A 20,694-nucleotide genomic window follows, 5' to 3' on the forward strand; every position below is an offset into this window, starting at 1 on the left:
CCCAAGGATCGTCAATGTTCAAAGTGCTTCGCGACTGGATGCAGCGCTACTTCTCCGATGAGGAGGCAGTGGTGCTGGCGGTCCTGCTGTTCCTGGCCTTCACCGTGGTGCTGACCTTGGGCGGGATGCTCGCACCGGTGTTGGCCGGCATGGTCCTGGCCTTCCTCATGCAGGGCCTGGTCAATGCCCTTGAGCGCCTGCACGTGCCGACCCGGCTGGCGGTGTGGGTGGTATTCGCCCTGTTCATGGGCGCCCTGGCAGTGTTCATGCTGGTGCTGGTGCCGCTGCTCTGGCACCAGTTGATCACTTTGTTCAACGAGCTGCCGGGCATGCTGGGCAAGTGGCAGTCGCTGTTGCTGTTGTTGCCCGAGCGGTACCCGCACCTGGTGTCGGACGAGCAGGTGCTGCGCGCCATCGAGTCGGTGCGTGGCGAGATCGGCAAGTTCGGCCAGTGGGCGCTGACCTTCTCCCTGTCTAGCCTGCCGCTGCTGGTCAACGCCATGATCTACCTGGTACTGGTGCCGATCCTGGTGTTCTTCTTTCTCAAGGATCGCGAGCTCATCGCCCGTTGGGCCAGTGGCTACCTGCCGCGCCAGCGCACCCTGTTGAACCGGGTGGGCGACGAGATGAACCGGCAAATCGCCAATTACATCCGCGGCAAGGGTATCGAGATCCTGATCTGCGGCATCGCCACCTACATCGCCTTCATCAGCCTGGGGCTGAATTATGCGGCGCTGCTGGCCTTGCTGGTGGGGTTATCAGTGGTGGTGCCCTACGTCGGGGCCGTGGTGGTGACTGTGCCGGTGACCTTGATCGCGCTGTTCCAGTGGGGCTGGGGCGACCAGTTCATCTACTTGATGGCGGTGTACGCGATCATCCAGGCGCTCGATGGCAACGTGCTGGTGCCGTTGCTGTTCTCCGAGGCGGTCAGCCTGCACCCGGTGGCGATCATCTGTGCGGTGCTGCTGTTTGGCGGGCTGTGGGGGTTCTGGGGGATCTTCTTCGCCATTCCGCTGGCGACGCTGTTCAAGGCAGTGCTGGATGCGTGGCCGAGGCAGGAGCCTTCGGTGGCGCCGCTGCTCTAAGGCATGGGGGCCGCTTTGCGGCCCTTTCGCGGCGCAAGGCCGCTCCTACAGGAAATTGCATGCTCTGTAGGAGCGGCCTTGTGCCGCGAAAGGGCTGCAAGGCAGCCCCCATCGATCTCAAGCCTTATCCAGCGCCTGTGCCGCGGCCAACACCGCATCCACATGCCCGGGCACTTTCACCCCACGCCACTCCTGGCGAAGCACACCCTCCTTGTCGATCAGGAAGGTGCTGCGGTCCACGCCCATGTATTCCTTGCCGTACAGCTTCTTGAGCTTGATCACGTCGAACAGCAGGCACAGGGCTTCGTCCTTGTCGCTGATCAGCTCGAACGGGAAGCCCTGCTTGGCCTTGAAGTTCTCATGAGACTTGAGGCCATCGCGAGACACGCCGAACACCACGGTGTTGGCGGCCTGGAAGGCCTCGTGCTGGTCACGGAAGCCCTGGCCCTCGGTCGTGCAACCCGGGGTGCTGTCCTTGGGATAGAAGTACAGCACCACCTGGCTGCCCTTGAGGCCGGCAAGGCTGATGGCCTGGCCGCTGGTGGCCTGGGCCTGGAAATCGGCGACGGGTTGGTCGAGTGCTACGGCCATGGGAGCTTCCTTACATGGGGTTCTGTGGGCGCCAGGGTTCGATCAGGGCATCCAGGTTCAGGGCGTCGGCGAAGTCCAGGAACTGGTCGCGCAGCCAGCTGATCTGGGTGCCGGCCGGCAGGATCACGGTGAACTGGGCGTTGAGCATGCTGCTGCCGGTCTGGGGTGCCAGGTAGGTGTCGCAGGTCATGCTTTCCAGCTCGACGCGGTGGTCGAGGAAGAACTGGCACAGCTCGCTGACGATGTCCGGGCGATAGGCGGCGCTCACGTAGGCCACGTAGGGCAGGGCTTGCGGGCGCACTTCCTGGTCGGCGCTGCGCACCACGTCGAGGGTCAGGCCGTGCTTCTTGGCCAGGCCCGGCAGGACGGCCTCCAGGCGTGCCAGGGCATCCCAGCTGCCACCGACCTGCAGCACCACGGCGCTGGTCTCGCCGTGGCGGGTCAGACGCGAGGTGATCACCGCGCAACGATTGTCGAAGGCGGCGCGGCTGAGGACATTGGCCAGCTCCATGGGGTTGGGCCCCAGGGCACTGATGACGAGGAACTGTTCGCGGACGGTGGGGGTGGACATGCAGCATTCCTAAAGCGATGAGCGGTCGGCACAGGACAGGCGAAAGCCTCCTGTCGGCAGGGCCCCGGGCTCGCAATCGAGGTCGTGGACGCTGGCGCGGAGCATTGTCGACGGCCCGGCGGGCCACGCTGCGCCGATCAAAGGGAGAAGGGTAGCGAAAAGCGGCGCCGAGGGGAATGCTCCGCCCACCTGCTTCGCTTGTGCAAGGCCGATGGCGCCAGTACCATTACCGCTCTCTTTTTCCGGCAGGAGCAGTTACATGATTGCGGGCAGTATGGTGGCATTGGTCACACCCATGGATGCACAAGGGCGTCTTGATTGGGACAGCCTCGACAAGCTTGTAGACTTCCACCTGGGAAAAGGCACCCACGCGATCGTCGCGGTCGGCACCACCGGCGAGTCCGCCACCCTGGATGTCGAAGAACACATCCTGGTCATCAAGCACGTGGTCGAGCGCGTCAAGCGCAGCAACCACCGCGTTCCGGTCATCGCCGGTACCGGTGCGAACTCCACTGCCGAAGCCGTCCACCTGACCCAGAACGCCAAGAATGCCGGTGCCGACGCCTGCCTGCTGGTGGTGCCGTACTACAACAAGCCGACCCAGGAAGGCCTGTACCAGCACTTCAAGCACATCGCCGAAGCCGTCGACATCCCGCAGATCCTCTACAACGTGCCCGGCCGCACCTCCTGCGACATGCAGGCCGAGACCGTGATCCGCCTGTCGAAGGTCAAGAACATCATCGGCATCAAGGAAGCCACCGGCGACCTGGTGCGCGCCAAGGCCATCCTCGAAGGCGTCGACAAGGACTTCATCGTCCTGTCCGGCGACGACCCGACCGCCGTCGAGCTGATCCTGATGGGCGGCAAGGGCAACATCTCGGTCACCGCCAACGTCGCCCCGCGCGAAATGGCCGACCTGTGCGAGGCCGCCCTTGAGGGCAATGCCGAGAAGGCCCGCGCAATCAACGATAAACTCATGCCGCTGCACAAAGCCCTGTTCTGCGAAGCCAACCCGATCCCTGTGAAGTGGGCGTTGGTGGAAATGGGCCTGATGCAGAAGGGCATCCGCCTGCCGCTGACCTGGCTGAGCGAAGGCTGCCACGAAAAAGTCCGTGCGGCCCTGCGCCAGTCCGGCGTACTGGTTTAATCGAGGAAGTACACCGCATGAAGCGACTGGCTGGTCTTTCCACCCTTGCCCTGATCATCTCCAGCACCAGCGGTTGCGGCTGGCTGTGGGGCGAGGATGGCTATTTCCGCGACCGCGGCAGCGACTACCTGCAGGCGCACCCCACCGCGCCGATGCAGCTGCCGCCGGACGCCAGCAACGTCAAACGCCTGGACCCGCTGCTGCCGATCCCGCGCAACGTCGCCGACGATCACGCCAGCGGCGAGTTCGAGGTGCCCCGTCCGCAGCCGCTGACCGCAGCGGCCGAAGCAAGCGATTTCACCCTGCAGCGCAGCGGCAGCAGCCGCTGGGTGCTGGCCCGGCGCGCCCCGGCCGAAGTCTGGCCGGTGGCCCGCCAGTTCTTCGAGGACAACGGCTTGCGCATCGCCGAAGAGCGCCCGCAGACCGGTGAATTCAACACCACCTGGCAGCGTTTCGACGAGCTGTCCGCGTCCCTCGGCCAGCGTCTGGCCAGCACCTCCAGCAGCCCCGACAGCGAAGTGCGCGTGCGCGTTCGCATGGAGCCTGGCGTGCAGCGCAACACCTCCGAGGTGTACATCGTCAGCGTCGAGCGCCCGGCCGGCAGCTCCGCCGAGCCTGAATTCCCGTCCAGCTCCACCAACACCGGCGCTGACGCCCTGCTGGTCGACGAGATGCTGGCCAGCATGAACCGCAGCGCCGAGAAAGGCGGTTCGGTTTCCCTGCTCGCCGCCCGCGACTTCGACGCGCCAAGCCGCGTCAGCCTCAGCGAAGACGGCAGCGGCAACCCGGTGCTGTACCTGGGCGCCGACCTGGACCGCGCCTGGTCCAGCGTGGGGCGTGCCCTGGAGCAGGGCGAGTGGCGCGTCGAGGACATCAACCGCAGCTTGGGCCTGTACTACATCAACCTGTCCGAGAAACCCGACGACAAGCAGGACCAGCCGGGCTTCTTTGGCCGCATGTTCGGCAGCGAGCCGTCCAAGGAAGAGCGTGAAGCCCGTGCCGAGCGCTACCAGGTTCGCCTGAGCAAGGTGGGCGAGAACGTGCAGGTCACCGTCGAGAAGAACATCAACACCGTGGCGCCAGCCGATGTGGCCCGCCGCGTGTTGAGCATGATCCAGGACCACCTGGGCTAAGTGCGTTTCGCGGTACTTGGAAGCGGCAGCCAGGGGAACGGCACACTGATCGCCCAGGACGACACCTTCGTCCTGGTCGATTGCGGTTTTTCCCTGCGCGAGACCGAGCGGCGCCTGGCGCTGCTCGGCGTGTCCGCGGCACAGCTGAGCGCGGTGCTGGTCACCCACGAACATGCCGACCACGTGCATGGGGTGGGGCTGTTGGCGCGGCGCTACAATGTACCGGTCTATCTCAGCCAGGGCACCTTGCGCGGCATGCGCAAACCTGTGGAGGCGACCGGTTTCCTTCGTTGTGGCGACAGCCTGCGCATTGGCGCATTGGAAGTCAGCGCGGCACGGGTCGAGCATGATGCGTTCGAGCCGCTGCAGTATGTGTTCAGCGATGGCCGCCGACGTTTCGGCATGCTCACCGATCTGGGCTCCTACGACAGCTATCTGCTGGACCGCTACCAAGGCTTGGACGCCCTGCTGATCGAGGCCAACCACTGTCGCGACATGCTGGCCCGAGGGCATTACCCGCACTTCCTGAAACTCAGGGTCGGCGGCAACCAGGGGCATCTGAACAACCACCAGGCCGCGAGCCTGGTGGCCGAGCTGGGCTGGAAACACCTGCAACACCTGGTGCTGGCCCACCTCAGCAGCAAGAACAACCGGCCACAACTGGCCCGCCAGTGCTTCGTCGACACCTTGGGGTGCGACCCGGACTGGCTCCAGGTGGCGAACCAGGAACACGGGCTCGACTGGCGCGAAATCGCCTAGCCCACCTACTCAAGCAAGCGGAGCCCATCATGGAAAAACGCGAAGAACTCTACCGCGGCAAGGCCAAATCGGTTTACAAGACCGACGACGCCGACCGCTTGATCCTGCTGTTCCGTAACGACACCTCGGCGTTCGACGGCAAGCGCATCGAACAGCTGGACCGCAAGGGCATGGTGAACAATAAGTTCAACGCCTTCATCATGCAGAAGCTCGAAGAAGCCGGCATCCCGACCCAGTTCGACAAGCTGCTGGGCGACAACGAATGCCTGGTCAAAAAGCTGGACATGATCCCGGTCGAGTGCGTGGTGCGCAACTACGCCGCCGGCAGCCTGGTCAAGCGCCTGGGCGTGGAGGAGGGCATCAAACTGGAGCCGTCCACCTTCGAGCTGTTCCTGAAGAACGACGAGAAGGGCGACCCCTTCATCAACGAATCCCACGTCGTGGCTTTCGGCTGGGGCACCGCCGAGCAGCTGGCGACCATGAAGCAGCTGTCGCTGAAGGTCAATGAAGTGCTGAGCAAGCTGTTCGATGACGCCGGCCTGCTGCTGGTCGACTTCAAGCTCGAATTCGGTGTGTTCCACGGCCAGATCGTCCTGGGCGACGAGTTCAGCCCCGACGGCTGCCGCCTGTGGGACAAGGAAACCCGCAAGAAGATGGACAAGGACCGCTTCCGCCAGGGCCTCGGTGATGTCATCGAAGCCTACGAGGAAGTGGCCAAGCGTCTGGGCGTGCCGCTCTAAGCGCCTCGCTCACGCAAGCGTCTGATACCACGCGAATTTTTTTCAAAGAAGGGTTTGCCTTTCACGAAATCGCTGGTATCATGCGCGCCACTGGAGAGATGCCGGAGTGGTCGAACGGGACGGATTCGAAATCCGTTGTACTGGCAACAGTACCTAGGGTTCAAATCCCTATCTCTCCGCCATACATGTGAAACGCGAAGCCCCTGATTCCTGATAAGGAGTCGGGGGCTTTGTGTTTTCTACGGGTAGCGTTTAGGGAACATTTGGAAAGCCCTCGCTCTCGCCCTTGAGTTTGTAGAGATGTGTGGCCGGGCGTACGCCTGCCGATCCCCAGTGAAGCGAAAACGAGCACGGTAGTTTGATATTAAATTGCCATCATCATTATGAGGGCAAAATAACATTGTCCAAGACCTGATCCGAGAACGCCAGAATCGTCTGCTGAAAGAGCAACAGCGTCGTCTCGATGATCTGCGCAACCTTCCGGGCCAATCTTCAGTTCCTGCACTTCCCGCACATTCGGAAGACGCGCGCTGTTTTACCATTCGTACTATCGAACTCAAGGGAGCCGAGAGTTTGTCGACCTTCGAGCGCGACAAGCTGCTCAAGCCTTTCGTTGGGCAATGCCTGGGTGTTGCCGAACTCAATGCTTTGCTCAGAGCCCACTGACCATTATTTGGCCCTTGGGTTGGTCACCAGCCGTGCCTATTTGCCACAACAAGATCTTTCTAGCGGCCACTTGCGAGTATTGGTCGTAGAGGGGCGGGTGGAAGACGTGCGTCCTGAGAAGGGGAATGGCCTTTCCGAGCGCGAATTGGCCATGTCCTTTCCCTGTGCGCCTGGCGAGCTTCTCAATCTGCGTGAACTTGAACAGATGGTCGACCAGTTGAATCGTCTGCCATCGAATAAGACACAGATGGAATTGAGGCCAGGTGAAAAAGCGGGCGGTAGCCAACTATCTAAAACATTAGGAGATAGAGCAGTTTGCGGAGGAATTGGTCGGTTGCCGTAGCGCCCAGGATCCTGCTGGTTGTCGCGTTGGTACGCTCGAAAAATACGAAGCTATCAGGGTCAGTAAGACCGGGGCTTGGTTCGAAGGCTGCAAGAATAGCGGTGAGGCCAGTTGCAGCGATCAGTACACGGCGGTCAAAGCTGGCTCGAGTGATTTGGATGGGAATTGAGATGCTATTTACTGCGCAGCTACCCGATTGGCTCGTGGCATGTTTTCGAATTGCGCTCCTTGGCGAAATCTACCCTGATATTAGAGCTGTTGCTGTCGGGTACAATGAAAATGGTTCGGTGTTGATTCGATATTATCTTGATCGTGAACCAACAGAGTTCGATCTGGAAAGTCTTGAAGTTGTAGCTACCAATCTTGACGCAATGGGAGGGAAAAAGCACGCTATCAATAGAATTGATATCGAGTGCGTTTGCGCGAAAGGCTCTAAGCGAGAGTTGGATTCTCTTAGTGGTTTTATATATTCTAGGCGAGAGTACAGTTGAGATTGCTTGAAAGAAACTATTGAGGTTTTAATGGTGCAAAAGGCTCTAGATGTCTGCTCGGCTTGATCAAAGCAGGCCTGGTTAGGGTGCAGCCAAGTATGCAAACTGACGATTGCCAGTACGCCCCTCGGTGGGCCCACGGGCTTACTTCAGAGGTGATATGGATTCTTCGATCGGTACGCAGAGCGTGTTCTTGAGGTGACCGAACAGCCAGTGCTTGCGCCGTTGCGCTGTTAATGGAAATGTCCAACAGGTTGTGCATACTCGAAAGGCATGAAAGGTATTCGATGTCGTCAACACTGTCGCATCACACCAAGGAGCGCCTATGGCCGGCTGGTTCGAACTGAGCAAAAGCAGCAACGATCAAGTGAGATTCGTATTGAAGGCAGGGAACGGGGAGGTCATCCTCACCAGCGAGTTGTATGAGGCGAAGAAGTCAGCCGAAAATGGAATTGCCTCGGTCCAGACGAACAGCCCGTCGGCCGAGCGTTACGAAAAGCGGGAGTCTGCCAATGGCAAGTTTTACTTCAATCTGAAGGCCGCCAACCATCAGATCATTGGCACGAGCCAGATGTACACCACGTCACAATCCCGAGATGCGGGCATCGTGTCGGTGCAAAACAATGGTGTTTCGAAAACGGTGAAAGATCTCACCTAAGCGGTGTCTGGTTGAGCCGGACCCTTAGGGGCTTGGCTCAACCATGAAACGTGGAACCCTGTTCAGCCTGCACAATCCGTACAGGCTAGAACCTATCCAGCCGGTAGGGCGCGAACGCTGGTAGCGGTTTGCCCTCGATGGACACGGCCCCGGCCATGGACGCCACCATTTCCGCAGTGGTCGCCGCCTGGGTCAGCCCTAGGTGCTGGTGGCCGAAGGCGAGTAGCACGCGGCCGTCGCAGGCCTGGTCGATCACGGGTAATGAGTCGGGCAGGGAAGGGCGAAAGCCCATCCAGGTGCTCGCGGCTTCGATATTCAATTCATTCTTGAACAGGCCCTGGCTCAGGCGATGAAGCTGCCAGGCACGTTGCATGTTGGGCGCGCGCTCCAGCCCGGCGAACTCCACGGTGCCTGCCAGGCGCAGACCGCCTTGCATAGGCGTCATGATGAAGCGTCGTTCCATGAAGGTCACGGCCAGGGGTAGGCGGTCGTGCTCGTGGGGCAGCATCAGGTGGTAGCCGCGCTCGGTATCCAGTGGGACTGTCTTGCCGGTGAGTTGTCGGGTGAGCTTGGCCGAATGGGCGCCGCAGGCGATCAGCACCTTGCGGGCACGAACCTCCCCGCTGCCGGTGCGTAGCGCCACACCGTCCGCTACCAATTGGCCGCTGTCGACGTGTTCCTGGGCAAAGCGCACACCGTTTTCCCGGGCGGCCTGAACCAGCGTCGTCACTACCAGGTGCGGATCGATGAAATGCCCGGTCGCGGGGAAGAACAGCCCGCCCTGGATCGACTCGGCCAACTGCGGCGCGGTGCGTTGGACGGCGGCGGCATCCCAGAACTCGACGGGCACGCCCTGGGCCTGCATCTTCTGTTTGACGGCCGCGATCGCAGCCCGGGACTCGGGGCGCTCGAACACCAGCAGGGAGCCGTCTTCCTTCAGCAGCTGCGTGTGGCCCACCGACGCCAGCAGGCGCCGCCAGGCATCCAGGCTGGCTTCGTTCAAGGCCCGCAGGGCCGCGACGCTGTTCTGGTAGGGGCGCTGGCGCAGATTCAGCAACAGTCGGGTGAACCAGGGCAGGGCCCTGGGCAGGTAACGCCAGTCCAGGCGCAGCGGCCCCATCGGGTCCAGCAGCATGGCCGGCAGGCGCTTGAGGATGGACACGTCGGCAATGGGGAACACTTGTTCGGTGGCCAGGTGGCCGGCGTTGCCGAACGATGCGCCCTTGCCCGGTTCGTCCCGATCCAGCACCAGCACGCGGTGCCCTTGGCGGGATAGAGCGAGGGCACAGGCGACGCCTACGACCCCTGCGCCGACCACGGCGATGTCATAGGCGTCGTTGCTGGCGGCACGGTGAAGTTCGTCTGAATGCATCCGCTACCTCGTGATCGTAGATTTTATACAATTGGTTTGTCCGAACCACGCCCCGGAAAAATGCCCAGGGCGCGGGGTCAGTGGTTCAAGCTGTTTTCCAGGACCGCAACGATGCCCTCGCAGGCTTCGCGGATATGGCGGTCCAGCAGGCGGCAGGCCGCCTCGATGTTCTTGTCGCGGGCGAACTCCAGCAGCTCGCGGTGTTCCTTCTCGGCTTTCTGGATCTCCCGCGTATAAAGCAGTTGCATGCGGATGTAGCGGTCGCACTTGGTGTTCAGGTGCGTGATCATCGCCAGGGTTTCCGGCAATTGGGCGGGCGAGTAGAGCGCAGTGTGGAAGGCGAAGTTCAGCTCGCTCCAGTTGTCGATATCGCTGCCCGAGTCCAGTGCGGCGTCGTATTGGTCCAGCAGGCGCTCGGCGCGGTCCAGTTCGCTTGGGGTCAGCTTCGGAATGGCCTGCGCCAGTGCCCTGCATTCGAGCAGCACGCGCAAGTCGAACAGTTCGCGGATGGTGGCCGTGGAGAGTTCGGTGGTGAACGCGCCCCGGTGGGGGTGGAATTCCACCAGGCCTTCGGCCTCCAGGGTCAGCAGCGCCTCGCGCACCGGAATGCGGCTGACGTCGTAATCGCGCGCGAGCGCGTCCTGGCGCAGCTGGGTGGCGCCTTTGAATTCGCCGCTGAGTATCCGTTTGCGAAGATCGTCCGCAACGTGCTGGGCACGTGTCTTGAAGCTAGCCATAGTTACTGTTCAGGGACCCGGTTGGAATTTGCATATTGTATGCAAAAGGGCCTGGCAGCATCCACCGACGTGGCGCGGGGCTGTCGGTGGAGGTCTGCCAATGGCCGGTCAGTGCTCTCGCTGGCCATTCACCAGGCGGCGGAGGTTCAGCGGGTTGCCCTGCTTGATCGCTGGCGGCAGTAAGTCGTCCGGGACGTTCTGGTAGCACACCGGGCGCAGGAAACGCAGGATCGCCGCAGTGCCCACCGAGGTGCTGCGGGCATCGGAGGTGGCCGGGAACGGGCCGCCATGGACCATGGCATCGCACACTTCCACGCCGGTCGGCCAGCCATTGACCAGGATTCGCCCGGCCTTGCGCTCCAGCGTCGGCAGCAGGGTGGCGACCGCTTCGCTGTCGGCAGCGTCCATATGCACGGTGGCGGTGAGCTGGCCTTCGAGCTGCTCGGCTACCTGCCTGGCCTGGGCCAGGTCATCGCACTGGACGACCAGCGAGGCGGAGCCGAACACTTCGGCCTGTAGGGCGTGGTCGCGCATGAAGTCGCTGGCGCTGCTGACGAACAAGTGTGACTGGCACTGGTTGTGGCCGTCGCCTGCGACACCTTTGGCCTGCAGGTGGGCATTGGCATTGCTGGCCAGGGCCTGGACGCCGTTGTTGTAGGCGTTGTAGATGCCCGGGGTGAGCATGGTCTGGGCCGGGCTTCTGATGATGGCGTCAGCGGCGGTGGTGATGAAGGCGTCCAGGGCTTCACCTTTTATAGCGATGACCAGCCCAGGGTTGGTGCAGAACTGGCCCGCGCCTTGGTTGAGCGAGGCGACGAAGCCTTCGGCCAGCGCGGCGCCACGGTTGCGCAGGGCCGACTCGAACAGGAACACCGGGTTGATCGAGCTCATCTCGGCATACACCGGGATCGGCTCCGGGCGTGCCTGGGCGGCCTGGGTCAGGGCTATGCCACCGCTGCGCGAGCCAGTGAAGCCCACGGCCTTGATACGTGGATCGTTGACCAGGCCGATACCGATTTCGGTGCCCGAGCCGTACAGCAGCGAGAACACGCCTTCGGGCAGGTCGCACTCGCGCACCGCCTGCTGGATGGCACGGCCGACCAGTTCGCTGGTGCCGGGGTGGCCGCTATGGGCCTTGACGATCACCGGGCAGCCCGCCGCCAAGGCCGAAGCGGTGTCGCCGCCGGCCACGGAGAAGGCCAGGGGGAAGTTGCTGGCACCGAACACAGCCACCGGGCCCAAGGGGATATGGCGCTGGCGCAGGTCGGGGCGTGGCAGGGGCTGGCGTTCGGGCAGGGCTTGGTCCACGCGCACGTCCAGCCACTCGCCGGCACGCACGGTGCGGGCGAAGGTGCGCAGCTGGAAGCAGGTGCGGCCGATCTCGCCCTGGATACGCGCTTGCGGCAGGCCGGACTCGGCCACGGCGCGCTGGACCAGCGTGTCGCCGAGGGCCTCGATGTGCTGGGCGATGCGTTCGAGGAAGACCGCGCGGGCTTCCAGCGACGTCTCGCGATAGCGGTCGAACGCGTCCCAGGCGAGGCTGCAGGCGAGCTCGACATGCTCGCGGCTGCCACCGAGGTAGGCCGGCTCGAGCCGCTCGTTGGTGGCAGGGTTGATGGCATGGACCGGGGTTTGCGTGCCGGCAACGGCGCGTTGGCCGATCAGCAGGTTACCTGAAAGACTCATGGGGCTCTCCTGAGGTCGAGAAGACGGGGTTCCCGCGCCAGGCCGTGACGGGCAGGCAAGGGCGGGGGAGAAAGACGGCACGCCGACAGGCGTGCCGCCTCAGGGAGATGAAGCCGGCGTGGGATCAGGCCAGGTTGTTTTCAGCTACCCAGCTGGCGTACCACTGGCGGAACTGCGCGTACTGGTTTTCCGCGTAGCGGCGCTGGGATTCGCTCAGCACGTCGGTCTCGTTGAAGTGCAGGGTGTATTCCTTGTCGCCGTTGAGCACCATCAGGTGCTTGTAGTACAGCACCAGGTCGACGCCTTCATCGAACGAGGACAGGATGGCCAGGGCGCCTTCCAGTTCCAGCGCCAGGCGACGGGCCTTGGCATCGCCGGCGGCGGCCTGCTTGCACAGGGCGATCAGTTGCAGCACTTCACGCGGCAGGGCGTTGCCGATGCCGGTGATGGCGCCGGTGGCGTTGCACTTGACGAAGCCATGGAACACCTGGGTATCCACGCCAGCCATCAGCGTCACTTCGTTGTCCTTGGAGGTGATGAACTCGGCCGCATAGCTCATGGCTGCCGCGCCACCGAACTCCTTGAAGCCGATCAGGTTCGGGTGCTCGCTGCGCAGTTCGAAGAACAGGTCGGCGCGGGTGGCGAAACCGTAGTGGGGGCTGTTGTAGATCACCGCCGGCAGGTTCGGCGCTGCCTCGAGGATGGCTTTGAAGTGCGCCTTCTGCGCCGGGATCGACGAGCCGCGGGAGAGCACGCGCGGGATGACCATCAGGCCATGGGCACCGACCTTGGCGGCATGGGCTGCGTGGGAAACCGCTTCGCGGGAGTTGACCGCGCCGGTGCCGACGATGGTCGGGATGCCGGCGGCCACCAGGCGCGCCACGCCTTCCTGGCGCTCGGCTTCGGTCAGCAGCGGCCAGTCGCCCATGGAGCCGCAGTACACCACCGCGCTCATGCCGATATCTATCAGCTCACGGCCCTTTTTCACCAGCGCGTCGAAGTCGGGCTTGCGTTCTGGGGTGCAGGGGGTCATCAGGGCAGGAATGCAGCCGGTGAAGATATTGTCAGTCATTGTGGGCTCCTTGAAGCATTCATTCAGGTTGGTGGTCAGGGGTGTCGCGTCGTAAGGCGACGTGCTCGGGTTACTGGCAGATGCCCCAGGCGAAGGGGTCCTGCTCATCGATCAGCAGTTGGCTGTCTGCCGTGACATGGGCACGGCCGGTGATGGAGGGGCGGATACGTTCGCCTTCCTGTTCGTAGCGGCCTTCGAAGCGGCTGCCGGTGATGCTGGCCTGGACCCAGGCCTGGCCCGGTGCGAGCTTGCCGTCGGCGGCCAGGCAGGCGAGCTTGGCGCTGGTACCGGTGCCACACGGCGAACGGTCATAGGCCTTGCCCGGACACATCACGAAATTGCGGCTGTCGGCCTGCGGGTCAGCGGCAAACAGCTCGACGTGGTCGATCACGCCGCCGTCCTCGCCGTAGATGCCGTTGGCTTCCAGCGCTTGCAGGATCGCCCAGGTGTAGGCGGTCAATGCTTCGACATTGCCCAGTTCCAGGGTCTGGCCATGTTCGGAGACCAGGAAGAACCAATTGCCGCCCCAGGCGATATCGCCGCGCACTTCGCCGTAGCCGGGCACTTGCACCGGTACATCGTGGCGGTAGCGGTAGGCCGGCACGTTGCGCACGGTCACCGAACCATCGCTGTGCAGGGTGGCTTCCACCGGGCCGACGGGGGTGTCGATCTTGTGCTCGCCCGGTTCGATGATGCCCAGGTGGTGCAGCGACGCGACCAGGCCGATGGTGCCGTGGCCGCACATGCCCAAGTAGCCGGTGTTGTTGAAGAAGATCACGCCGCAGGTAGCGTCCGGCGAAACGGGCTCGCAGTACAGGGCGCCGACCAGCACATCGTTGCCGCGGGGTTCGAGCAGGGTTGCCCGGCGCCATTGATCGTGCTCGTTGCGCAGGTTATCGCGCTGCTGGCTCATGGTCTGGCCGGCGAGGGCAGGGAAGCCGCTCATGACCAGGCGGGTGGGTTCGCCGCCGGTGTGGGAGTCGATGACATGGATGCTTTTCATTGAAATTATGGATCCTCTGCAAGCATCAGCCGGAGGGCTGGGGTGGGGCGGATTGCAGATTTTATACAATGTAGATTTTATACAATCAAGCCTCTGACTCGTTTTTATCGCCAGTAAGCCGACGCCCCCTGTAGGAGCGGGCTTGTCCCGCGATCAAGGGCGAAGCCCTTGCCATACCGCCGTGGTGAGAGGGACGGCCCATCGCGGGACAAGCCCGCTCCTACAGGGGGGAGCTGAGCAGGCCCAAGTCAATCAGCCGCGGGTCGCCTGGCGATACTGGCGCGGTGTGAAACCGGTCATGGTCTTGAACTGCCGGGAGAAGGCGCTGTGGTCGGAGTAGCCGCAGCGCAGCGCCACCTCGGTGATCGGCAGCTCGGAATGCAGCAACAGGTGCGCCTGCTCCAGCCGGGCCTTGTGGATCATCTGCCGTGGCGTGAGGTGGAAGATCCGCTTGCAGTAACGCTCCAGCTGCGCCACGGACAGGCCGGCGACCGCAGTGAGGTCATCGAGGGTGATCGGGCGGTGGTAGTGCTCGCGGATGTAGGCATCCACCGCCGACAACCGCTGGTAGGCCGGGTGTGCCTGGGCGGCGGACTGCAGGTCGACGGAAATTCCGATTAGGCCCATGACCTCGCCCTGGCGGTTGAGGATCGGGCGCTTGTGGGTCAGGCACCAGCCCGGTTGCTGTGTCCCGTACAGGTGCACTTCCAACTGGTCCTGCAACACCAGGGCGCCTTCGAGCACGCGCCGGTCCTGCTCGGTGTAGCCCGGCCCGAGCTGTGCCGGAAAAACCTGCGCGCTGGTGCGCCCCAGCAGCGGGGCGAGGGACTTCAAGCCGCAGCGCTCCACCAGCGTGCGGTTGGCCATCAGGTACCTGGCTTGCGCATCCTTGACGAAGATCACGGCGTTGGGGATGGCATCGAGCATGGGTTGCATCAGCGAGATGCAGCCCATGAGCTCCTTCATGTTCTTCGGGCGATGGGCGCTGAGGCCTTCGCTGATGGCGGCGAAATGCGACTCGGGCATGGTGGCGGTCCTGCAGTTCGGGAGCCTGTCCCCGGGCCGTGTGGCACGGGCGGATTGTTTTTTTCAGGATGCCTGCACATGGCGGCCCGGCGTCAAGCAGCGGATGCAAATTGTGCCGAATTCGTCATCAGGGTTGATGAAAACCATCAAGCAATCCTGGCCGCGATCAGTTCAACCTAGAAAAGAACGAGCGTGCCTGGCACCTCCTCGCCCCTGACTCCTGCCCGGCGGCCATAGACCATCCGCCTGTCTGGAACGAGCTTTTGCAACCCATCGCTGAAACAGGAAGCGCTGCTTGCGCCATCGCGACAAGCGTCACTCCTCGAACCCAGAGGCCTTTGCTTCACCTACGAACGACCACGATCTCCAACACAGTTTCTGCCTATTTCAATAATCCACAAAAAGGGCTTAGCTATGTCAGGCCAAGGTAAATTCAAGAAACAACTGTCGCTGATGGACTTGACGTTCATCGGCCTGGGCGCAATCTTCGGCTCCGGCTGGCTGTTCGCTGCCAGCCACGTCTCGGCCATCGCCGGCCCGGCGGGCATCATCTCCTGGCTGATCGGCGGTTTCGCCGTGCTGCTGCTGGGCATCGTTTACTGCGAACTGGGCGCCGCCTTGCCGCGCGCCGGCGGCGTGGTGCGCTACCCGGTGTTTTCCCATGGCCCGTTGCTGGGCTACCTGATGGGCTTCATCACCATCATCGCGTTCTCGAGCCTGGTGGCGATCGAAGTGGTCGCTTCGCGCCAGTACGCCGCGGCCTGGTTCCCGCAACTGACCAAACCGGGCACCAACGACGCGACCCTGGCCGGCTGGCTGGTGCAGTTCGCCCTGTTGTGCCTGTTCTTCGTGGTCAACTACCGCAGCGTCAAGACCTTCGCCAAGACCAATAACCTGATCAGCACCTTCAAGTTCATCGTGCCGTTGCTGGTCATCGTCGTGCTCTACAGCTTCTTCAGCCCGGAAAACTTGGAAGTCCAGGGCTTCGCGCCGTTCGGCATGTCCGGCATCGAGATGGCCGTGTCCGGTGGCGGCATCATCTTCGCCTACCTGGGCCTGACGCCGATCATCTCGGTGGCCAGCGAGGTGCGTAACCCGCAACGCACCATCCCGATCGCGTTGATTCTCTCGGTGCTGCTGTCCACGGCCATCTATGTGCTGTTGCAAGTGGCGTTCCTCGGCAGTGTGCCGACCGAAATGCTCGCCAACGGCTGGGGCCAGATCAGCAAGGAATTCTCGCTGCCATACCGTGACATCGCCATCACCCTGGGCGTCGGCTGGCTGGCCTACCTAGTGATCGCCGATGCGGTGATCTCGCCGAGCGGCTGCGGCAATATCTACATGAACGCCACGCCGCGGGTCATCTACGGCTGGGCGCGTACCGGCACCTTCTTCAAGGTGTTCACCCGCATCGACGAGGCGTCCGGCATCCCCCGTCCGGCGCTGTGGCTGACCTTCGCCATGTCGATCTTCTGGACCCTGCCGTTCCCGTCCTGGGAAGCGCTGATCAACGTGGTGTCTGCCGCGTTGGTATTGAGCTACGCGGTGGCGCCGGTCTCGGTCGCCGCCCTGCGCCGCAGCGCCCCGGACCTGGTCCGCCCGTTCCGGGTCAAGGCCTTGGGCGTGCTGGGTCCGGTGTCGTTCATCATCGCCTCGCTGATCGTCTATTGGTCGGGTTGGAACACCGTGTCCTGGCTGCTCAGCCTGCAGATCCTGATGTTCCTGGTGTACTTGCTGGCCGGGCGTTTCGTGCCCACCGAGCACCTGTCGCTCAAACAACAGGTGCGTTCCTCGCTCTGGCTGGTGGGCTTCTACGCGATGATCATCGTGCTGTCCAAGCTCGGCAGCTTCGGTGGTCTGGGCGTGCTGGCCCATCCGCTGGACAACGTCATCGTCGCCCTGTGCTCGCTGGGCATCTACTACTGGGGCGCCTGCACCGGCGTGCCGGCCCACTTGGTGCGCCTGGAGGCCGATGAAGAAGACGAGCCCCACGCGCAACCTGCCGTGAAGGGGGTGAGCACTGCACACGCCAGCTGATCCGATGCCCCGTGATCCAGGGCGAAAGCCCTGGTCACGGCGCCGTGATGGCACAGCCGTTTCCGCAGGGAGAGCGTTGCTTCAAGGAGAAAACACATGAACCAGACTGATTCGATCCACCTGAGCCTCGAGGAGGTCCATGACCTGGCGGTCAATGCCCTGCTCGCCAATGGCATGTCCATGGCCCATGCCCAGGCGATCGCCGAGGTGATCACCCAGGGCCAGCGCGACGAGTGTCATTCCCATGGCCTGTACCGGGTATTGGTGTGCGTGCGTTCGCTGCGCTCCGGCAAAGTCGACCCGGCAGTGTTGCCGACGGTCCACGACCAGGGCCCATCCATCGTCAAGGTGGATGCGCACCAGGGCTATTCGCTCCTGGCCTTCCAGACCGGCCTGCCGGTGTTGGTGGAGAAGGCAAGGCAGCAAGGGATCGCAGCGCTGGTCATCCGCAACTGTTTCCACTTCTCGGCCCTGTGGCCGGAAGTCGAGGCCATCGCCGCCCACGGGTTGGTCGGCCTGGCAATGACCCCCAGCCACAGCTGGGTAGCGCCGGCCGGTGGCAAGCGCGGCGTGTTCGGCACCAACCCCCTGGCGTTCGCCTGGCCGCGCCCGGGCAACGAGCCGTTCGTGTTCGACTTCGCCACCAGCGCCATCGCCCGTGGCGACATCGAACTGCACGCCCGCCAGGGCAAGCCGATCCCCGATGGCTGGGCGCTGGACAGCGATGGCCAGCCGACCAACGATGCGAGCGCGGCGCTGGCGGGTGCGATGCAAACCTTCGGCGGCCACAAGGGCTCGGCCCTGGCGGCGATGATCGAATTGCTCGCCGGCGCGCTGATCGGTGACATGACCAGCCTCGAATCCATGGCGTTCGATGCCGGCGCCGGTGCCACGCCGTGCCATGGCGAGCTATTGCTGGCCTTCGACCCCAAGGCCTTCCTGGGGGGCGATGTCGAAGCCGGGATGCAGCGGGCGGAACACCTGTTCGCCGCGATCACCGAACAGGGGGCACGCCTGCCTTCCCAGCGTCGTTTCAGTGCCCGCGAGCGATCGCAGGCGCAAGGGGTTTGGGTCAATCGGCAGGTGGTCGAGGATGTTCGACGGTTGCTTTAAGGCCACCACGTCGTGAATGGAAAGTTGGCAGCGCATGGAACTTTGAAAGTTGCCTTTCGTGATACATGTCACACTTTCATGCCTCACCTGCGTCTGACAGGTCGACATCCAATTGAATGGAAACTCTTAAAGGGATCAAGGGTTTGGATTGATAGGCAAGCCGTTGTAATCGTTCAACTAAGCCTGTGCACATTGGCAATTCTTTTTTTTGAACGCGTTTGCTAATATCGCGGCGCCATCAGTACGGTGGTGAATTATAAATTAAAGGATTTAGTAATGAAAAAGCTGATCAAGGCCACTGTTGCTGTCGCTGTCGTTTCCGGCGTGGCACTGCTCTCCGGTTGCACCGGCCAAGTCTTCAACCAGCAGAAGAACTGCTCGTACGACTACCTGTTCCACCCTTCGGTTTCCATTTCCAAAGTTATTGGCGGTTGCGGCCCGATCGACAAGCTGCCGCAGCAGCAGTAATTCTGGAACGCGCCGTTTTCGGCGTGATCAAAAACCCCAGTCATCCTATGGCTGGGGTTTTTTTACCTGCTCCGGCCCTATCGCCGGCAAGCCGGCTCCCACCTGTCCTGCGCTATTTTTAGAGATAGCGCCATACCGGCTTGCACGCTTTCAACCCAAGTGCTTGGCCATTTCAGCGGTAGCGTTCCACCCCTGCGCCAGATACACCGGCCTGCCGGCCTCGGTGGCATGCAGCACAGCGAACGCGATGTCGCGCCGGGCGAACTCGGCCTCGGCCAGCTTCATCAACGTTGACGCCAGGCCCCGGCGCCGGTAGTCGGGTTCGACGAACACGTTCAGCACATAGCCACGTTGATCGCGAGTCGGATGGGCCGGGTGCGGTGGCCAATCGATGCTCATCAGGCCGATGGCGGCGGCGACCTGCTCGCCCTCTACCAAGGCGAAGCCGTAGTAGCGGCCATCGCCCAGACGCTGTGACAGCCAGGGGCGGAAGTGTTCGGTCATCTGGCGAAGTTGTTCAGGATCGCCGCCGGCCTCCAGAAACATCCGCTCGCGGTGGCGGCAGATTACTTCCAGGTCGTCGAGGCCGAGGCGGCGGACCGTCAGGCCTGGGCAGTCGATATTGCCGGGGATTTCGTGCATGGCTTGCCCTCCATCAGTGGGCTCGATGCTAGAGCAGCCACCAGGCGGGTGTTAGTTACAGATTGCCGTGAATTACGCCATACAGGCTAGTGCCGGTTTTGGATATTCATTGGGGCTGCTATGCAGCCCATCGCGGGACAAGCCCGCTCCTACAGGATCACGCAAACCCTCCAAGGACGAGGTCTCTGGAGCGGGCTTGTCCCGCGATGGGGCGCGTAGCGGCCCCATTGCCGCTTAACTCAATAAGAAAGGTTGTAGAGCTTTGTGGGAAAAATCGCCGCAGCGCTCAAGATCCATACACGGGCAGCCGATAGCGCACGTGAGAGTCCCGCCATCGAGTCATGAGCGCGCGATAAAAAGAACAATCCATCCAAGGTCCGGAACATGAACCTGAAATTCCGCCACAAGGTCCTGCTCAGTGCCTGCGGCGTCGTGGTATTGGCGTTTGCCTTGTTCACCCTCTACAACGACTACCTGCAGCGCAACATCATCCGCCAGAACATCGAGTCTTCCGTGCAACAGGCTGGCGCCTTGACCGCCAGCAGCGTGCAGAACTGGATGAGCGGGCGCATCCTGATGCTTGAGAACCTCGCCCAGGACATCGCCCAGCAGGGCATCGGCGCTCATGTCGCCGGGCTGGTCGAGCAACCGTCCTACACGCAGAACTTCCTCTTCACCTACCTCGGCCAAGCCGATGGGGTATTCACCCAGCGGCCGTTCGTGGAGCTGCCCGAAGGTTTCGACCCGCGCAAGCGGCCCTGGTACGGCGAAGCGGCCAATGCCGGGCGTACCGTATTGACCCCGCCTTACCAGGGCACCGTCGGTGGCCTGATGATGAGCATCGTGACGCCGGTCAAGGCCAAGGCCAGCGGCGAGCTGTTGGGCGTGGCGGGCGCTGACCTGAGCCTGGATACCCTGGTGCGGTTGATCAACTCGGTGGACTTCGGCGGCATCGGCCACGCCTTCCTCGCCGACCGTAACGGCCAGGTGATCGTCAGCCCCGACAAGGACCAGGTGATGAAGAACCTCAAGGACATCTACCCCGATGCCGCCTTGAAGGTCGAGCCGGGCATGCAGGATGTCACCTTGAACGGCCAGGACCGCATCATTTCCTTCGCCCCGGTGCAAGGCCTGCCCTCGGCCCAGTGGTACATCGGCCTGTCCATCGACAAGGACAAGGCCTACGCCGGCCTGAGCCAATTCCGCACCTCGGCGATCATCGCCATGCTCATCGCCGTGGCCGCCATCGCCGGCTTGCTGGGTTTGCTGATCCCGGTGCTGATGCGCCCGCTGACCACCATGGGCCGCGCCATGCAGGACATCGCCGAGGGCGAAGGCGACCTGACCCGCCGCC

Annotated in this window: 19 protein-coding genes, 1 tRNA gene and 1 pseudogene; 12 read left to right on the top strand and 9 right to left on the bottom strand. The window is 62.8% G+C overall.

Annotation, left to right across the window (positions count from 1 at the left end; genetic code table 11):
* The first annotated feature begins 14 nt into the window (after nucleotides 1-14).
* Nucleotides 15-1,085 (top strand): AI-2E family transporter, encoded by a 1,071-nt coding sequence (locus tag IRZ56_RS10685; RefSeq protein WP_196144912.1) that lies wholly within the window; start codon nucleotides 15-17, stop codon nucleotides 1,083-1,085.
* A 117-nt stretch (nucleotides 1,086-1,202) separates the two neighbouring features.
* Here the strand turns inward: IRZ56_RS10685 and IRZ56_RS10690 are convergent, their stop codons facing one another.
* Together IRZ56_RS10690 and IRZ56_RS10695 are read right to left on the bottom strand one after the other, a co-directional pair.
* The gene (locus IRZ56_RS10690) at nucleotides 1,203-1,676 is read right to left on the bottom strand and encodes a peroxiredoxin (RefSeq protein ID WP_196144913.1); all 474 of its coding nucleotides are present in this window, start codon (nucleotides 1,674-1,676) and stop codon (nucleotides 1,203-1,205) included.
* Between the two features lie 10 nt (nucleotides 1,677-1,686).
* Nucleotides 1,687-2,247: a glycine cleavage system protein R gene (locus tag IRZ56_RS10695; RefSeq protein ID WP_196144914.1), complete on the bottom strand. Its 561-nt coding sequence runs from the start codon at nucleotides 2,245-2,247 to the stop codon at nucleotides 1,687-1,689.
* A gap of 259 nt (nucleotides 2,248-2,506) precedes the next feature.
* Between IRZ56_RS10695 and dapA the strand changes: the two genes are divergently transcribed.
* From dapA to IRZ56_RS10730, 7 genes and pseudogenes are all read left to right on the top strand, one after another.
* The gene (gene dapA / locus IRZ56_RS10700; RefSeq protein WP_196144915.1) at nucleotides 2,507-3,394 is read left to right on the top strand and encodes a 4-hydroxy-tetrahydrodipicolinate synthase; all 888 of its coding nucleotides are present in this window, start codon (nucleotides 2,507-2,509) and stop codon (nucleotides 3,392-3,394) included.
* 17 nt (nucleotides 3,395-3,411) lie between these two features.
* Entirely contained in the window at nucleotides 3,412-4,527 is a 1,116-nt protein-coding gene (bamC, locus tag IRZ56_RS10705) for an outer membrane protein assembly factor BamC (RefSeq protein WP_196144916.1), read from the top strand.
* The gene (locus tag IRZ56_RS10710; protein ID WP_196144917.1) at nucleotides 4,528-5,286 is read left to right on the top strand and encodes an MBL fold metallo-hydrolase; all 759 of its coding nucleotides are present in this window, start codon (nucleotides 4,528-4,530) and stop codon (nucleotides 5,284-5,286) included.
* Between the two features lie 29 nt (nucleotides 5,287-5,315).
* Nucleotides 5,316-6,026 carry a phosphoribosylaminoimidazolesuccinocarboxamide synthase gene (purC, locus tag IRZ56_RS10715; RefSeq protein ID WP_043213139.1) on the top strand — a complete coding sequence of 237 codons (711 nt, stop codon included), beginning with the start codon at nucleotides 5,316-5,318 and terminating at the stop codon, nucleotides 6,024-6,026.
* A 92-nt stretch (nucleotides 6,027-6,118) separates the two neighbouring features.
* A tRNA-Ser gene (locus tag IRZ56_RS10720) sits at nucleotides 6,119-6,208 on the top strand.
* A gap of 223 nt (nucleotides 6,209-6,431) precedes the next feature.
* Nucleotides 6,432-6,981: pseudogene (locus tag IRZ56_RS10725) on the top strand (POTRA domain-containing protein); the annotation flags it as partial.
* Nucleotides 6,982-7,851: 870 nt separating this feature from the next.
* Complete coding sequence (locus IRZ56_RS10730; RefSeq protein WP_196144918.1) at nucleotides 7,852-8,184, top strand: YegP family protein; 333 nt, start codon at nucleotides 7,852-7,854, stop codon at nucleotides 8,182-8,184.
* Nucleotides 8,185-8,269: 85 nt separating this feature from the next.
* On the opposite strand, the gene IRZ56_RS10735 is transcribed toward IRZ56_RS10730, so the two are convergent.
* The 6 genes from IRZ56_RS10735 to IRZ56_RS10760 all read right to left on the bottom strand — a co-directional run bounded on the left by IRZ56_RS10735 (nucleotide 8,270) and on the right by IRZ56_RS10760 (nucleotide 15,020).
* Nucleotides 8,270-9,556: an NAD(P)/FAD-dependent oxidoreductase gene (locus IRZ56_RS10735; RefSeq protein WP_196144919.1), complete on the bottom strand. Its 1,287-nt coding sequence runs from the start codon at nucleotides 9,554-9,556 to the stop codon at nucleotides 8,270-8,272.
* 77 nt (nucleotides 9,557-9,633) lie between these two features.
* A complete protein-coding gene (locus tag IRZ56_RS10740) occupies nucleotides 9,634-10,293 on the bottom strand; it encodes a GntR family transcriptional regulator (protein ID WP_084858012.1) in 660 nt (219 codons plus the stop codon).
* 108 nt (nucleotides 10,294-10,401) lie between these two features.
* Nucleotides 10,402-11,979 carry an aldehyde dehydrogenase (NADP(+)) gene (locus tag IRZ56_RS10745; protein ID WP_196144920.1) on the bottom strand — a complete coding sequence of 526 codons (1,578 nt, stop codon included), beginning with the start codon at nucleotides 11,977-11,979 and terminating at the stop codon, nucleotides 10,402-10,404.
* Nucleotides 11,980-12,103: 124 nt separating this feature from the next.
* Complete coding sequence (locus IRZ56_RS10750; protein ID WP_084858010.1) at nucleotides 12,104-13,051, bottom strand: dihydrodipicolinate synthase family protein; 948 nt, start codon at nucleotides 13,049-13,051, stop codon at nucleotides 12,104-12,106.
* A 70-nt stretch (nucleotides 13,052-13,121) separates the two neighbouring features.
* A complete protein-coding gene (locus IRZ56_RS10755; RefSeq protein WP_196144921.1) occupies nucleotides 13,122-14,054 on the bottom strand; it encodes a 4-hydroxyproline epimerase in 933 nt (310 codons plus the stop codon).
* A gap of 252 nt (nucleotides 14,055-14,306) precedes the next feature.
* Nucleotides 14,307-15,020, bottom strand: coding sequence for a helix-turn-helix domain-containing protein (locus tag IRZ56_RS10760; RefSeq protein WP_411969652.1), 714 nt, complete (start codon nucleotides 15,018-15,020; stop codon nucleotides 14,307-14,309).
* 474 nt (nucleotides 15,021-15,494) lie between these two features.
* Between IRZ56_RS10760 and IRZ56_RS10765 the strand changes: the two genes are divergently transcribed.
* The 3 genes from IRZ56_RS10765 to IRZ56_RS10775 all read left to right on the top strand — a co-directional run bounded on the left by IRZ56_RS10765 (nucleotide 15,495) and on the right by IRZ56_RS10775 (nucleotide 18,698).
* The gene (locus tag IRZ56_RS10765) at nucleotides 15,495-17,117 is read left to right on the top strand and encodes an APC family permease (protein WP_196144923.1); all 1,623 of its coding nucleotides are present in this window, start codon (nucleotides 15,495-15,497) and stop codon (nucleotides 17,115-17,117) included.
* 96 nt (nucleotides 17,118-17,213) lie between these two features.
* Nucleotides 17,214-18,230, top strand: coding sequence for an Ldh family oxidoreductase (locus IRZ56_RS10770; protein ID WP_196144924.1), 1,017 nt, complete (start codon nucleotides 17,214-17,216; stop codon nucleotides 18,228-18,230).
* A gap of 276 nt (nucleotides 18,231-18,506) precedes the next feature.
* Nucleotides 18,507-18,698 (top strand): DUF4223 family protein, encoded by a 192-nt coding sequence (locus IRZ56_RS10775; RefSeq protein WP_084858005.1) that lies wholly within the window; start codon nucleotides 18,507-18,509, stop codon nucleotides 18,696-18,698.
* Nucleotides 18,699-18,848: 150 nt separating this feature from the next.
* Here IRZ56_RS10775 and IRZ56_RS10780 read toward each other — a convergent pair whose 3' ends face one another.
* Nucleotides 18,849-19,340, bottom strand: a complete 492-nt coding sequence (locus IRZ56_RS10780) for a GNAT family N-acetyltransferase (protein WP_196144925.1) — start codon at nucleotides 19,338-19,340, stop codon at nucleotides 18,849-18,851.
* Between the two features lie 384 nt (nucleotides 19,341-19,724).
* Between IRZ56_RS10780 and IRZ56_RS10785 the strand changes: the two genes are divergently transcribed.
* Nucleotides 19,725-20,694, top strand: a 970-nt coding sequence (locus IRZ56_RS10785) for a cache domain-containing protein (RefSeq protein WP_196144926.1), incomplete at its 3' end; no start/stop codon positions are given.

It is taken from the genome of Pseudomonas guariconensis (assembly GCF_015680235.1).
GTDB lineage: Bacteria > Pseudomonadota > Gammaproteobacteria > Pseudomonadales > Pseudomonadaceae > Aquipseudomonas > Aquipseudomonas guariconensis_A.